Raw genomic sequence first — 14,000 nt, 5'->3', positions numbered from 1 at the left:
GGTCGGGAAAGGTGGGCCAAATGATAAGGACTCACATTTACCACCACAATCGAACACTGGGGGAAGGCGTTACCAGATGTTGCACGGCTCAAAACTGCGGTAAGTGGGCGGACGCTTTCGCGAGCAGGCTCGCTCCCACATTGGAATGCATATCAACTGTGGGAGCGAGCCTGCTCGCGAAGGGGCCATCAGCCTCAATGAGGCGGTCAGGGTTTTGCCAGAGCTGGAAGATCCCCGGTCAGCCCCAGCGCCTCGCGCACAAACAACGCCTTCGCCTCGGGCATCTGCTCGACCAGTTTCAACCCGGCATTGCGCAACCAGCGCAGTGGCAGCGGGTCGGCCTGGAACAACCGCTCGAAGCCTTCCATCGCCGCCATCAGCGCCAGATTGTGCGGCATACGCCGACGCTCGTAGCGGCTCAGCACCTTCACGTCTGCCAGTCGCTCACCGCGCTCATGCGCTTGCAGCAACACTTCCGCCAGCACCGCTGCATCGAGGAAACCAAGGTTCACACCCTGCCCCGCCAGCGGGTGAATGGTGTGTGCCGCATCACCGATCAACGCCAGGCCTTCGGCAACATAACGCTTGGCGTGACGCTGACGCAGCGGCACGCACAAACGCGGATCGGCACTGATCACTTCACCGAGACGCCCTTCGAACGCTCGCTCCAGCTCAGCGCAAAACGCAGCCTCTTCCAGCGCCATCAAGCGCTCGGCTTCAGCCGGTGTGGTCGACCAGACGATCGAGCACCAGTCCTGCTGACCATCACGTTCCAGCGGCAGAAACGCCAATGGCCCGTGATCGGTAAAGCGCTGCCAGGCGGTTTTGCGGTGCGGCTGGCTGCAGCGCACGCTGGTGACGATGGCGTGATGCAGATAATCCCACTCGCGAGTCGCCACCCCAGTGAGACGGCGCACCGCTGAATTGGCGCCATCGGCCGCGATCACCAGCGGCGCGCGCAAGGTGCGGCCATCAGCCAGGGTCAGCAGCCAGTCGTCGCCGGAGCGACGCATCTGCTCCAGCCGCGCATTGGCCAGCATGCCCAGGTCGCAGTCATGCAAACGCTCGAGCAGCGCATCCTGGACCACGCGGTTTTCGACGATGTGGCCGAGCACATCGGCATGCACACTGCTCGCCGAGAAATGAATCTGCCCGGTGCCGCTGCCGTCCCAGACGTGCATGTCGGTGTACGGGCTGCTGCGCCGCTGGGCGATGCCGTCCCAGACGCCGAGGCGCTCGAGAATGCGCTGGCTCGCCGCCGACAATGCACTGACGCGCGGTTCGAACGCCGCTTCGGCATCGAACGGCTTCACGCTCAACGGGCTGCCGTCGAGCAGCATCACTTCCAGCCCACTGTCCTGTAGCGCCAGCGCCAGGGCGCTGCCGACCATTCCGGCTCCGACAATCAGCAGATCTGCGCGCATTTCCATGCTTTAGGCCTGTCTCGCTTGCGGCTTGCGCCGCACGTAAAGGGTTTTACCGACCCGCGCCACAAGGCTGCCGGCGCCGTCATGTATGTCGACCTGCAACTGCGGCAGGTATTTCTCGCCGTTGGCGGTCTGCCGGCGGATCTCGTCGAGCAGGGTCTGGTCGATGTTGAACCGGGCGAACACCGGGCCTTTGCCCGGCGCAATGAAATCGATGTCGGCGGCCTTGTCCCAGACGATGTATTTCGGGCCGAGGTTTTCCATGAGCATCAACATGAAGAACGGGTCGACCATCGAATACAGACTGCCGCCAAACTGGGTGCCGACGTAGTTGCGGTTGTACCAGCCCAAACCCATGGACACTTGCACATCGCGAAAGTCGTCACTGATGTGCCGAACGCGCACTCCGGCACCGAGATACGGCGGGTAGCAGGTCATTACCCAGCGCATCAATCGTGCCTTGCCGAATGTGTTGCTCAGCCACTCAAGCATCCGGACGGGTTCCCAGACCCATCGCCTGACGGGCGAACCAGCGTTTGGCTGGCGGCAGCAGGTCGAGGCCGAGCAGGCCAAGATTGCGCCCCAGCGACACCAGCGGCTGGCTGCTGCCGAACAGGCGCGTGACCTGATCGGAGAAGCCCACGGTCAGGTCCTGATCGAGGCGCTGCCGCTCGCGATAAGCCTGCAATGTGGCGAAGTCGCCCAGCGGCTTGTCGCTGGCCAGCAGCGCGGCAGCCAAGGCGTCGGCGTCACGCAGCGACAGGTTGAAGCCCTGGCCGGCGATCGGGTGCAGGCTGTGCGCGGCGTTGCCGAGCACGGCCAGATGCGAGCGCACCTGTTCTTCAGCTTCGATCAGTGACAGCGGATAAAGATGCCGTGCGCCGACCTGCTTCAGGGTGCCGAGGCGGTAACCGAACACGCCTTGCAGCTCGCTGAGAAAATCACGCTCGCTCAACTCGGTCAGACGCTGCGCGTCCATGCCCAGACGGGTCCAGACCAGCGCGCAGCGATTGTCCGGCAGCGGCAGCAGGGCCATTGGGCCTTCGTCGGTAAAGCGCTCGAAGGCCATGCCGTTGTGCGCTTCACTCGGGGTGATGTTGGCGATCAGTGCGCTCTGGTTGTACGGGCGCTTGCGCACGTTGATGCCCAACTGTTCGCGCAACCCGGAGCGGCCGCCATCGGCGAGTACCGCGAGATCGCATTCCAGTGTGGTTTCGTCGTTGAGGGTCAGGCGGTAGCCATCGGCCAACGGTTCCATGCGCGTGACTTCCGCCGGGCAGCGCCACGTGATCACGTCTTTATCGAGGTGTTGCCACAGGCACTGGCCGAGCCAGGCGTTTTCCACCACGTAACCGAGCGCTGGCACACCCTCTTCCATCGCCGACAAGCGCGCGGTGGAGAAGCGGCCACGGTCGGAGACGTGAATCTGTTTGATCGGCTCGGCGCGGCGGGAAATTTCCTGCCACACGCCCAGGCGCTGATAAATCTGCCGCGAGCCGAACGAAAGGGCTGAGGAGCGGGCGTCGTAGCTCGGTTGCCAGCTGTCGCCGGGGGCGAACGGTTCGATCAGGACGATTTTCCAGCCCTGCGCCTTGGCCCCGGCCTGCAACGCCAACGCCAGACTGGCGCCGACCAGACCGCCACCGATGATTGCCAGATTGACTCGACTCATGCTGCGTGTGTCCTTGCTTGTGCCATCAGCGCCTCGATCTCGGCGACGGTTTTCGGCACGCCGCTGGTGAGGATTTCACAACCGGATCGGGTCACGACCACGTCATCCTCGATGCGCACGCCAATGCCGCGCCATTTCTTCGCCACGTTCTGATTGTCCGCCGCGATGTAGATGCCCGGCTCCACGGTCAGCGCCATGCCGATCTCCAGCACGCGCCATTCGCCGCCGACCTTGTACTCGCCGACGTCATGCACATCCATGCCCAGCCAGTGGCCGGCGCGGTGCATGTAGAAAGCTTTGTAAGCTTCGCTCGCAATCAACTCGTCGACCTCGCCTTTTAGCAAACCGAGTTTCACCAGCCCTGTGGTAATCACTCGAACCGTGGCTTCGTGCGCCTGATTCCAGTGCTTGTTGGGGGCGATCTCGGCGAACGCCGCTTCCTGCGAAGCCAGCACCAACTCGTAGATCGCCTTCTGCTCCGGCGAGAACTTGCCATTCACCGGCCACGTGCGGGTTATGTCGCTGGCGTAGCAGTCGATCTCGCAACCGGCGTCGATCAACACCAGATCGCCGTCCTTGAGCAACGCGTCATTCTGCTGGTAATGCAGGATGCAGCTGTTGCGCCCGGCGGCGACGATCGAACCGTAGGCCGGCATCTTCGCCCCGCCCTTGCGGAATTCGTAATCCAGTTCGGCTTCGAGGCTGTATTCATACAGCCCCGGACGACTGGCCTGCATCGCGCGGATATGCGCCTGCGCCGAAATCCTCGCGGCTTCGCGCATCACCTTCACTTCTGCCGCCGATTTATACAGGCGCATGTCATGCAGCAGATGATCCAGGGCAACGAATTCATTCGGCGGCTGCGCGCCGAGGTGCGCCTTGGAGCGGATCACGTTGATCCAGTCCATCAGGTGCCGGTCAAACTCGGGGTTGCTGCCCATCGCCGAATACACCCGGTCGCGGCCTTCGATCAGGCCGGGAAGAATGTCGTCGATGTCAGTAATCGGAAAGGCGTCGTCGGCGCCGTACTCGCGGATCGCGCCTTCCTGCCCGGCGCGCAGGCCATCCCACAATTCGCGCTCGGCGTTGCGTTCTCGGCAGAACAGGATGTACTCACCGTGCTCGCGACCGGGCATCAGAACGATGACGGCTTGTGGCTCGGGAAAACCGCTGAGGTACTGGAAGTCGCTGTCCTGACGGTAGACGTGCTCGACGTCGCGGTTGCGGATGGCCACCGCGGCGGCGGGCAGGATCGCGATGCTGTTGGGTTCCATCTGCGCCATCAGGGCCTTGCGGCGACGGCTGTATTCCGCTTTGGGGATGTGGGTCATGGGCAGATGGCTTTCCCTGGCACGCGATTAATGCAGCGACGGCTTGGCGGCTGGCGACACATCGGCTTTTTTGGTTTCCGAGAACAGCAGCAACGGCGCGACGCGCAGGTATTCCATGACTTCCATGTAGTCGGATTCGCCGTCTTCGGATTCTTCCAGCGCGTCCTGCACCTGAGCGATGGCGGCCAGATCCCGCAGCACTTCGTTGGCTTCGTCACTCAGTGCATAAGCACGGCGGGTCAGACCGAAACCGCTGAGGAAGCCCTGGCACCACTCGCCCAGTGCGGCGGCGCGCTCGGCCAGCGGTGCATCGTCGGTCGGCAGCAGCAGCACGACGGTGATGTCGGCGCCGGTCAGCTCGCCTTTGACCATCTCTTGCAGGCCGATCAGGGCATTGCGGACGTTGTCCTGGATATCGCCTTCGAGCAGTTCGGCGGCGTCGATCAGCCAGCCTTCGTGATCGAAGCCGGCCCCGGCGCAACTGCGCCCGAGCAGCACGCCGTGCAGTTCGGCAGGCGAGACGTTGTGGCCGCTGGCAGTCAGCAGGGTGGCAAAGGCTTGGTACGGGGAATTCGCAATGGTCATGGGCAGCTAGGCGCCAGACGGCGCTATGTCTAGAATGAAGGCCTTGTATCCTACATCGACAGCCCCGCCAAGACCATTAAAGGCTGTCCGCCAGTTACCACCCATCAGACGAACACGTGGACCCAATGGAAGACACCGACCTGCAAGCGCTGATGGCCAGACTCGAACTGCTGATTGGCCGAGTCGAGCAACTTAAGAGTCAAAACGCACTCTTACTAGCTCAGGAAAAAACCTGGCGCGAGGAACGCGCTCACCTCATTGAAAAAAACGAAATCGCCCGGCGTAAGGTCGAATCGATGATTTCGCGCCTCAAGGCCCTGGAGCAAGACTCATGAGTTCAAGCAATAGCGTTACCGTGCAGATCCTCGACAAAGAGTATTCGATCATCTGCCCGCCGGAAGAACGCAGCAATCTGGTCAGTGCCGCCCGCTACCTGGACGGCAAGATGCGCGAGATCCGCAGCAGCGGCAAAGTCATCGGCGCCGACCGCATTGCCGTGATGGCCGCGCTGAACATCACCCACGACCTGTTGCACAAAGAAGAGCGCCCGGACATCCAGGCCAGCGGTTCGACCCGCGAACAGGTACGCGACTTGCTCGATCGTGTCGATTTGGTCCTGGCCGACGATCAGAACACCGCCAAGGGCTGATTCGACTGACAGCTTGAGGTATACTCGCGGCACTCCCTGGGGTGCTTGCCAGTTGACGATGTCCCGGAGCCGATTCGCACTACCCTGGAAGTTGCACGTTGGGCTGGTGTGCATGTCCGCTAGACGGAAAGCCTTAAAGTCTACTGCTTCTTCCACCTTGAACTTTCGGGTTCAAGGGCTGAGTTGACAGCGGTTCATCCGGGGAGCCTGATTCGAATCCGATGTCGGTGTATGCCGACATCGGATTTTTTATGCGTACGTTTTTGCATCCACCTGCCGAAGCCGAACCATGACCGAACCCGCGCTGCTGCCCCGCCCGCAACTCCGCCGCCTGCTGCGCAAGGCGCGCCGCGCACTGACGCCGGGCGAACAACGCCGGGCTGCCAAAGGCCTGTTCCGGCAATTGGCGCAAGACCCGCACTTTCGCCGGGCGAAACATATCTCCCTGTATTTGCCCACCGACGGTGAAATCGATCCGCGCCTGCTCCTGCGCGAAGCCCAGCGTCGTGGCAAGGCGACTTATCTGCCGGTACTCAGCGCGTGGCCACGAACGAAAATGGTCTTCCAGCGCATCCGCCCCGGCGAAAAGCTCACGCCCAATCGTTTCCGCATCCTCGAGCCCCGGGCCAATCTGGCTCGGCAACGCAAGGTCTGGACGCTGGATCTGGTGCTGTTGCCGCTGGTGGGGTTTGACGATGTCGGCGGACGCTTGGGCATGGGCGGCGGGTTTTATGATCGCAGCCTCGCCTATCTGGCCCGGCGCAAGAACTGGCGCAAGCCGACGCTGCTGGGCCTGGCCCATGAGTGTCAGAAGGTCGAACGTCTGGCGCAGGCGAGTTGGGATGTGCCGTTACAAGGCACGGTTACCGACAAGGCGTGGTATTTCGCAGAGTAGACGCCGCATGGAACAGCGGCGTCGAAGAGACAGGTTTAGCGTTTGAAAGCGGTCGACTGTTGCACCTGTTGCGCCACTTCAATCGGCGCGTCGGTCTTGTTCGCCCACAGGCTCTGCGCGTAACCGGTGGTTACCACGCCCAGGCCAAACAAAATTACCAAAGTCCATAGCAAATCCGGTTTGCGTTTCATCGATTGCCCCCCTCAAGGCACATCATCACGATGACAGCAGCGGTTTCCGTTCGTAGGCCGTGCAGCAGCGTCAAGCTTTAAAGGCCGGCATTTTGCGGCAACGTGAACCTGTGCGCAAACGCTGACGTCAACCGACTGTCGGTTTGTCATAAAATTGCCCGACAACCTGCCCAATGACCGCTTCAGGAGCACACCACATGGCCTACTGGCTGATGAAATCAGAGCCCGACGAACTCTCGATCAAGGGTCTGGAAAAGCTCGGCAAGGCGCGCTGGGACGGGGTTCGCAACTATCAGGCACGCAACTTCCTGCGGGCGATGGCGGTCGGTGACGAGTTCTTTTTCTACCATTCCAGCTGCCCCGAGCCGGGGATTGCCGGGATTGGCAAAATTATCGAAGCAGCGTATCCCGATCCGACGGCGCTGGAGCCGGACAGCCATTACTTCGATCCGAAAGCTACGCCGGAGAAAAACGCGTGGAGCGCGATCGATGTCGAGCATGTCGAGACGTTCAAACGGGTGTTGAAGCTGGATTATCTGAAGCAGCACACGGCGCTGGCAGAGATGCCATTGGTGCAGAAGGGCTCGCGGTTGTCGGTGATGCCGGTTACACCAGAACAGTGGGCGGCGGTGCTTGCCCTTAAACCCTGATTAATTTGGCGCCTGCCAAAATGCAATCGCTGGCAAGCCAGCTCCCACAGGGATTTCAGTGGACACATATTTTGTGACCACCCGAAAAACCTGTGGGAGCTGGCTTGCCAGCGATGGGGCTTGCCCGGACAGCGAATGACTTACTGAATGATCAGGTTGTTGAACAACAGATCCTCAACAACAGGCTTGCCGGTCTCGTCATTCATCACTTGCTGGGTCTGCTTCAACGCTTCCTGACGCAGCTTTTCCTTGCCCTCGATGCTGCCCATCGCCTCGGTGGTCTGCTGAGTGAACAGCGCCACCAGCTGATTGCGGATCAGCGGCTCGTTGGCCTTGACCAGTTTGGTCGCCTCTTCGCCGGTTACGCGCAGGGCCACATCGGCCTTGTAGACCTTGAGCTTGGCGGTGCCGTCGAGGCCATAGTTGCCGACAAACGGCGGGCTCAGGGTGATGTAATTGACCTTCGGCGCCTCGCCTTCTTTGGCTTCTTCGGCCAGTGCTGCCACAGGCAGAGACAGGGCCAGCAACAACATGATCCACGCTTTCACAATTCGCTCCTTATCCGGTTTGCGGCCTAGCATAACGACCCGCCGCGCAAGCACAAGCTTATGGCTGACTATCAGGGCCGGGCATGCTCGTTGACCCGTTGATTCACACACCTACACTTATCGGCCATCACTCCCAAAGGAATAGCCCTGATGAAAGCCGTGCTGTGCAAAGCCTTCGGCCCTGCCGAATCGCTGGTGCTGGAAGACGTCGCCAGCCCCGCCCTGAAGAAGAATGAAATCCTGCTGGACGTGCACGCCGCCGGGGTCAACTTCCCGGACACGCTGATCATCGAGGGCAAGTACCAGTTCAAACCGCCCTTCCCGTTCTCGCCGGGCGGTGAAGCGGCGGGCGTGGTGCGCGAAGTCGGGGAAAAGGTCAGCCATCTGAAAGTCGGCGACCGGGTCATGGCCCTGACTGGCTGGGGCAGTTTTGCCGAGCAGGTTGCGGTGCCGGGCTACAACGTCCTGCCGATTCCGCCGTCGATGGATTTCAACATCGCCGCTGCATTCAGCATGACCTACGGCACGTCGATGCACGCGCTCAAGCAACGCGCCCAACTGCAGCCGGGCGAAACCCTGCTGGTGCTCGGCGCATCGGGCGGCGTCGGCCTCGCCGCCGTGGAGATTGGCAAAGCCATGGGCGCCCGGGTGATCGCCGCCGCCAGCAGCGCCGAAAAACTCGCGGTGGCCAAGGCTGCCGGCGCCGATGAACTGATCAACTACAGCGAAGCCAGCCTCAAGGACGAGATCAAACGCCTCACCGACGGCCAGGGCGCCGACGTGATCTACGACCCGGTCGGCGGCGACCTGTTCGACCAGGCCATCCGCGCCATCGCCTGGAACGGCCGCCTGCTCGTAGTCGGCTTCGCCAGCGGACGCATCCCGGAACTGCCGGTCAACCTCGCACTGCTCAAAGGCGCGGCGGTGCTCGGCGTGTTCTGGGGCTCCTTTGCCCAGCGCCAGCCCCAGGACAACGCAGCCAACTTTCAGCAGCTGTTCGCCTGGTTTGCCGAGGGCAAGCTCAAGCCACTGGTATCCCAGGTGTATCCGCTGAGCAATGCCGCGCAGGCGATCGATGATCTCGGCCAGCGCAAGGCTGTGGGCAAGGTTGTCGTTCAGGTTCGTTGAAACACGGAGCGATCCGGAGGAGCAATCCGGATCGCTTTACCTTTGAGGTCTGCCTCTTCCCTGCGTTAAACCGCAGAAACCCACCCGAGCCACCATCCCCTCAGCGCCGCCTTCTTATCTCAGAGCGACATGTTCATAAAGGAACGCTCATCTGCCCAAATTTCCGCTGTTTTGCCGACGTGAAGCGATGCTATTTTCGGTAACGAAACTGTAACATTCGCATCCGCAGTCAAAACAAGAAAACTGGAGCTCTTGAATGTTTGCTTTCTTTCGTCCTGCCGCACATCAGGCTCCATTGCCTGAAGAAAAAATAGACAGCACCTACCGCCGCCTGCGCTGGCAGATCTTCGCCGGTATCTTTATCGGCTACGCCGGTTACTACCTGCTGCGCAAGAACTTCTCCCTGGCCATGCCGTACCTGATCGATGAAGGCTACAGCCGTGGCGACCTCGGTCTGGCGATGTCGGCGATCGCCATCGCTTACGGTCTGTCGAAGTTCCTCATGGGCCTGGTGTCCGACCGTTCCAACCCGCGCTTCTTCCTGCCGTTCGGTCTGCTGGTCTCGGCCGGGGTGATGTTCATTTTCGGTTTCGCGCCGTGGGCAACGTCCAGCGTGACGATGATGTTCATTCTCCTGTTCATCAACGGCTGGGCGCAGGGCATGGGCTGGCCGCCGAGCGGGCGGACCATGGTGCACTGGTGGTCGCAGAAGGAACGCGGCGGCGTGGTCTCGGTGTGGAACGTGGCGCATAACGTCGGCGGCGGTCTGATCGGCCCGCTGTTCCTGATCGGCATGGGCCTGTTCAACGACTGGCACGCGGCTTTTTACGTCCCGGCAGCAGTCGCACTGGGCGTAGCGGTGTTCGCCTTCATCACCATGCGTGACACCCCGCAATCAGTCGGCCTGCCGCCGATCGAGCAGTACAAGAACGATTACCCGGAAGGCTACGACGCCAGCCACGAAGACGAATTCAGCGCCAAGGAAATCTTCGTCAAATACGTGCTGCGCAACAAAATGCTCTGGTACATCGCTCTGGCCAATGTCTTCGTCTACTTGCTGCGCTACGGCGTGCTGGACTGGGCGCCGACGTACCTGAAGGAAGCCAAGGGCTTCACTGTGGATAAGACCTCGTGGGCCTATTTCTTCTACGAGTGGGCAGGCATCCCGGGCACGCTGCTGTGCGGCTGGATGTCGGACAAGATCTTCCGTGGCAACCGTGGCCTGACCGGCATGGTGTTCATGGCCCTGGTGACTGTGGCGACTCTGGTGTACTGGCTGAATCCGGCCGGCAACCCGATGGTCGATATGATCGCCCTGTTGTCGATCGGCTTCCTGATCTACGGCCCGGTGATGCTGATCGGTCTGCAAGCGCTGGAACTGGCACCGAAGAAAGCCGCAGGTACCGCAGCGGGCTTCACCGGTCTGTTCGGTTATCTGGGGGGGTCGGTCGCGGCCAGTGCGGCGATGGGCTACACCGTTGACCACTTCGGCTGGGATGGCGGTTTCGTGCTGCTGGTCGGCGCTTGCCTGCTGGCGATGGCCTTCCTTGCGCCAACGCTGTGGCACAAGCAAGTCGCCAGTCAGAGCCGTGAAGCGGTCGCCTGATCGCTGTGTGATTTACAGCGCTTGAGCCGCGCCTCCAGATTTCGATCCGGCATGGCGTGGCTGCGCAGGGCATGCGCGGTCTGCTCGACATAATCGCGAGTGGTGCCGTAGCGCCCGCTGGCGCTGGCGAATACCTGGCTGAGCACATGATCCGGTAAGTTGCCGGCATAGCTCGGCAGGTGACGCTCCAGCACGAATCCCAAGGCCTGCACCTGAGTGCCATCTTCGAGCCGGCAATTGAGCCAGTGCGGGCGATACGACGGAAACGGCATCTCACGTTTCCACAGGGCATACAGCGCGGTATCGAGATTGTCTTCCGGCAAGCGGTAGGCAAAGCCACTGCACGAACCGCCGCGATCCAGACCGAACACCAGGCCGGGCATTTCCGGCGTACCCCGATGCTCGTGGGACCACAGGTACAAGCCGCGATGGTAGCCATGCACGCGACCGCGCATGCGCTCGACTGCCGTGCATTCCGGGCGCCAGATCAGCGAACCATACGCGAACAGCCACACCGGCCCGCCCTTGTGGCGCGCCATGGTCGATTGCATGGAAGCGAGAAGTTGTTCGTGCGTCAGCTGCGGCCCAAGATCGAGCCGCGGAGGGTAAGCCAGGTTCAGAATTGCGTTTTCAATGGCGCTCATGGCGAATAGCGTTCAGCTCCCCGCGGGTGAAGAATTACTTAATAGAACGCACCGCTGTAACAATAAGGCACATATGTTTTAGGCAAATCAAGTGCCACTGCTTAATTGCCTGATTGATATATAACCTAGCGGTATTTGCCTAATTAGATAAATACCGATCGGCTATATGCCAAGTTATAAGAATCAGGAGCGCGGCGCGTAGGCGAACACATCGGCGCGCATCTGATGCGCATCCATGCCCGCCTCGACCAGCGCGTCCAAGGTGCCGTAAACCATCGCTGGCGAACCGCTGGCATAGACGTGCAGCGCCTTCAGATCAGGGAAATCTTCGCAAACCGCCTCGTGCAGCATCCCGCAGCGCCCTTCCCAGCCGCACTGGTCGCTGACCACTTTGTGCAGGAACAGATTGGGCAGCTTCAGCCATTCGTCCCAGTGCTCGATCTGATAAAAATCTTCCGGGCGGCGTACGCCCCAATACAGATGCACTGGATGCTTGAAGCCTTCGGCGCGGCAATGTTCGATCAGACTGTGAATCTGGCCCATGCCGGTGCCGGCGGCGATCAACACCAGCGGACCGTCGGGCAGCTCCGCAAGATGGGTGTCGCCAAAGGGCAGCTCGACACGCACCATCGGGTTGCGTTGCAGCTGCTCGATCAGGCTCAACGCACTGGTTTCGCGCGCCAGCACATGGATTTCCAGATCACGTCCGCTGTGGGGTGCCGAAGCCATGGAGAACGCCGACTTCTCACCGCTCTCGCGCTCGATCATCAAATATTGCCCAGCGTGATAGCGCGGCGGCTTGCCTGCTGGCGCCCGCAGGCGCACGCGCCAAGTGTCGCCGCCGACCTCGCGGCACTCGATGACCTGACACGACAGGCTGCGCACCGGCAGCTCACCCAGCGCGAGCACGCCATCCCACAGCAGCACGCAGTCTTCCAGCGGTACGGCGATGCAGGTGTAGAACTCGCCATGATCGTGGACTTTGCCGGCCTGCTCGACGCGGCCCTCCACCAGCAGCGCTGCACACACGTGGCAATTGCCGTTGCGGCAGCTTTGCGGGCAGTCATAGCCCAGGCGCCGCGCGCCGTCGAGAATCCGCTCACCGGGTTGGATCTCGAGCACGGCTCCGGAAGGCTGCAGGGTTACACGCATCAATCTATTCCTAACTGATTCCAGATGGCATCGATCCGTTGGGTGACGGCGTCGTCCTTGACGATTACGCGGCCCCACTCGCGAGTGGTTTCGCCCGGCCACTTGTGGGTGGCATCCAGGCCCATTTTCGAGCCCAGGCCGGAAATCGGCGAGGCGAAGTCGAGGTAGTCGATCGGCGTGTTGTCGATCATCACCGTGTCGCGCTTGGGGTCCATGCGCGTGGTGATGGCCCAGATCACGTCGTTCCAGTCGCGGGCGTTGATATCGTCGTCAGTGACGATAACGAACTTGGTGTACATGAACTGTCGCAAAAACGACCAGACGCCGAGCATCACGCGCTTGGCATGCCCCGGATACGACTTCTTCATCGTCACCACGGCCATGCGGTACGAGCAGCCTTCCGGCGGCAGGTAGAAGTCAGTGATCTCCGGGAACTGCTTCTGCAGGATCGGCACGAACACTTCGTTCAGCGCCACGCCGAGAATCGCCGGCTCATCCGGCGGACGGCCGGTGTAAGTGCTGTGATAGATAGGTTTGACCCTGTGGGTGATGCGCTCGACGGTGAACACCGGGAAGCTGTCGACTTCGTTGTAGTAACCGGTGTGGTCGCCATACGGGCCTTCGTCGGCCATTTCGCCCGGATGAATCACGCCTTCAAGAATGATTTCGGCGGTGGCTGGCACTTGCAGATCGTTGCCACGGCACTTGACCAGTTCGGTGCGGTTACCGCGCAAGAGCCCTGCAAAAGCATATTCCGAGAGGCTGTCCGGCACCGGCGTCACGGCACCGAGAATCGTCGCCGGATCGGCGCCAAGGGCCACGGACACCGGGAACGGCTGGCCCGGGTGCTTCTCGCACCACTCGCGGAAGTCGAGAGCGCCGCCACGATGGCTGAGCCAGCGCATGATCACCTTGTTGCGGCCGATCACTTGCTGGCGGTAGATACCGAGGTTCTGGCGTTCCTTGTTCGGCCCTTTGGTGACCGTCAGGCCCCAAGTGATCAGCGGACCGACGTCGCCGGGCCAGCAGGTCTGCACCGGCAACATCGCCAGATCGACGTCATCGCCTTCGATGACCACTTCCTGGCACACCGCGTCTTTGACCACTTTCGGCGCCATCGAAATGATCTTGCGGAAGATCGGCAGTTTCGACCAGGCGTCCTTCAAGCCCTTCGGCGGCTCCGGCTCTTTGAGGAAGGCCAGCAGCTTGCCGATTTCGCGCAGCTCGCTGACCGACTCGGCGCCCATGCCCATGGCCACGCGCTCGGGCGTGCCGAACAGGTTGCCGAGCACCGGAATGTCGTAACCGGTGGGTTTTTCGAACAGCAGCGCCGGGCCTTTGGCCCGCAACGTGCGATCGCACACCTCAGTCATCTCCAGCACCGGCGAGACGGGAATCTGGATGCGTTTCAACTCTCCGCGCTGCTCAAGCTGCTGCACGAAATCCCGAAGATCCTTGAATTTCATTGACGATGGCACCCTCAAAATAGGCGTACATCCTACCTGCTCTGACGGGCAAACAG

The 14,000-nt window shown here is 61.4% G+C and carries 16 protein-coding genes and 1 other RNA gene; 7 read left to right on the top strand and 10 right to left on the bottom strand.

Going from position 1 to position 14,000, the window contains the following annotated elements; translation table 11 throughout:
• Positions 1-206: 206 nt before the first annotated feature.
• From AB4N47_RS24305 to AB4N47_RS24285, 5 genes are read right to left on the bottom strand one after another with little or no spacing between them, the layout of a single operon-like run.
• Entirely contained in the window at positions 207-1,424 is a 1,218-nt protein-coding gene (locus tag AB4N47_RS24305) for a 2-octaprenyl-3-methyl-6-methoxy-1,4-benzoquinol hydroxylase (protein ID WP_341638295.1), read from the bottom strand.
• 9 nt (positions 1,425-1,433) lie between these two features.
• Positions 1,434-1,919, bottom strand: a complete 486-nt coding sequence (locus AB4N47_RS24300; RefSeq protein ID WP_341638142.1) for a DUF4442 domain-containing protein — start codon at positions 1,917-1,919, stop codon at positions 1,434-1,436.
• Positions 1,912-3,099: a 2-octaprenyl-6-methoxyphenyl hydroxylase gene (gene ubiH / locus AB4N47_RS24295; RefSeq protein ID WP_263216177.1), complete on the bottom strand. Its 1,188-nt coding sequence runs from the start codon at positions 3,097-3,099 to the stop codon at positions 1,912-1,914. Before ubiH ends, AB4N47_RS24300 begins: the two co-directional genes overlap by 8 nt.
• Complete coding sequence (pepP, locus tag AB4N47_RS24290; protein ID WP_341638143.1) at positions 3,096-4,430, bottom strand: Xaa-Pro aminopeptidase; 1,335 nt, start codon at positions 4,428-4,430, stop codon at positions 3,096-3,098. Before pepP ends, ubiH begins: the two co-directional genes overlap by 4 nt.
• A gap of 27 nt (positions 4,431-4,457) precedes the next feature.
• A complete protein-coding gene (locus AB4N47_RS24285; RefSeq protein WP_125916767.1) occupies positions 4,458-5,015 on the bottom strand; it encodes a YecA/YgfB family protein in 558 nt (185 codons plus the stop codon).
• 125 nt (positions 5,016-5,140) lie between these two features.
• Between AB4N47_RS24285 and AB4N47_RS24280 the strand changes: the two genes are divergently transcribed.
• The 4 genes from AB4N47_RS24280 (at position 5,141) to AB4N47_RS24265 (ending at position 6,559) form a co-directional block, all read left to right on the top strand.
• Positions 5,141-5,350 (top strand): TIGR02449 family protein, encoded by a 210-nt coding sequence (locus AB4N47_RS24280; protein WP_007911197.1) that lies wholly within the window; start codon positions 5,141-5,143, stop codon positions 5,348-5,350.
• The gene (locus tag AB4N47_RS24275) at positions 5,347-5,664 is read left to right on the top strand and encodes a cell division protein ZapA (protein WP_016772632.1); all 318 of its coding nucleotides are present in this window, start codon (positions 5,347-5,349) and stop codon (positions 5,662-5,664) included. Before AB4N47_RS24280 ends, AB4N47_RS24275 begins: the two co-directional genes overlap by 4 nt.
• A 30-nt stretch (positions 5,665-5,694) precedes the next feature.
• Positions 5,695-5,873: non-coding RNA, 6S RNA (ssrS, locus tag AB4N47_RS24270), on the top strand.
• Between the two features lie 80 nt (positions 5,874-5,953).
• Positions 5,954-6,559: a 5-formyltetrahydrofolate cyclo-ligase gene (locus AB4N47_RS24265; RefSeq protein ID WP_125925392.1), complete on the top strand. Its 606-nt coding sequence runs from the start codon at positions 5,954-5,956 to the stop codon at positions 6,557-6,559.
• A 35-nt stretch (positions 6,560-6,594) separates the two neighbouring features.
• Here AB4N47_RS24265 and AB4N47_RS24260 read toward each other — a convergent pair whose 3' ends face one another.
• Positions 6,595-6,750 carry a hypothetical protein gene (locus AB4N47_RS24260; RefSeq protein WP_024014743.1) on the bottom strand — a complete coding sequence of 52 codons (156 nt, stop codon included), beginning with the start codon at positions 6,748-6,750 and terminating at the stop codon, positions 6,595-6,597.
• Positions 6,751-6,947: 197 nt separating this feature from the next.
• On the opposite strand from AB4N47_RS24260, the gene AB4N47_RS24255 reads away from it, so the two are divergent.
• A complete protein-coding gene (locus AB4N47_RS24255) occupies positions 6,948-7,400 on the top strand; it encodes an EVE domain-containing protein (RefSeq protein WP_125916769.1) in 453 nt (150 codons plus the stop codon).
• A gap of 140 nt (positions 7,401-7,540) precedes the next feature.
• On the opposite strand, the gene AB4N47_RS24250 is transcribed toward AB4N47_RS24255, so the two are convergent.
• Complete coding sequence (locus tag AB4N47_RS24250) at positions 7,541-7,948, bottom strand: flagellar basal body-associated protein FliL (RefSeq protein WP_039757432.1); 408 nt, start codon at positions 7,946-7,948, stop codon at positions 7,541-7,543.
• A 150-nt stretch (positions 7,949-8,098) separates the two neighbouring features.
• Between AB4N47_RS24250 and AB4N47_RS24245 the strand changes: the two genes are divergently transcribed.
• A complete protein-coding gene (locus tag AB4N47_RS24245; protein ID WP_217864900.1) occupies positions 8,099-9,076 on the top strand; it encodes an NADPH:quinone oxidoreductase family protein in 978 nt (325 codons plus the stop codon).
• 256 nt (positions 9,077-9,332) lie between these two features.
• A complete protein-coding gene (glpT, locus tag AB4N47_RS24240; RefSeq protein ID WP_024014747.1) occupies positions 9,333-10,682 on the top strand; it encodes a glycerol-3-phosphate transporter in 1,350 nt (449 codons plus the stop codon).
• Here glpT and AB4N47_RS24235 read toward each other — a convergent pair.
• The 3 genes from AB4N47_RS24235 to ubiD form a co-directional block, all read right to left on the bottom strand.
• Positions 10,658-11,326 carry a gamma-glutamylcyclotransferase gene (locus AB4N47_RS24235; RefSeq protein WP_024014748.1) on the bottom strand — a complete coding sequence of 223 codons (669 nt, stop codon included), beginning with the start codon at positions 11,324-11,326 and terminating at the stop codon, positions 10,658-10,660. The genes glpT and AB4N47_RS24235 overlap by 25 nt on opposite strands.
• A gap of 183 nt (positions 11,327-11,509) precedes the next feature.
• Complete coding sequence (locus AB4N47_RS24230; RefSeq protein WP_341638144.1) at positions 11,510-12,478, bottom strand: CDP-6-deoxy-delta-3,4-glucoseen reductase; 969 nt, start codon at positions 12,476-12,478, stop codon at positions 11,510-11,512.
• Positions 12,478-13,944: a 4-hydroxy-3-polyprenylbenzoate decarboxylase gene (gene ubiD / locus AB4N47_RS24225; protein WP_122612309.1), complete on the bottom strand. Its 1,467-nt coding sequence runs from the start codon at positions 13,942-13,944 to the stop codon at positions 12,478-12,480. The genes AB4N47_RS24230 and ubiD overlap by 1 nt, the downstream gene beginning before the upstream one ends.
• Positions 13,945-14,000 lie beyond the last annotated feature (56 nt).

It is taken from the genome of Pseudomonas sp. S3_G06 (assembly GCF_054667565.1).
Note: the sequence above shows the minus strand (reverse complement) of the source record. Positions and strands in the feature narration are given on the sequence as shown.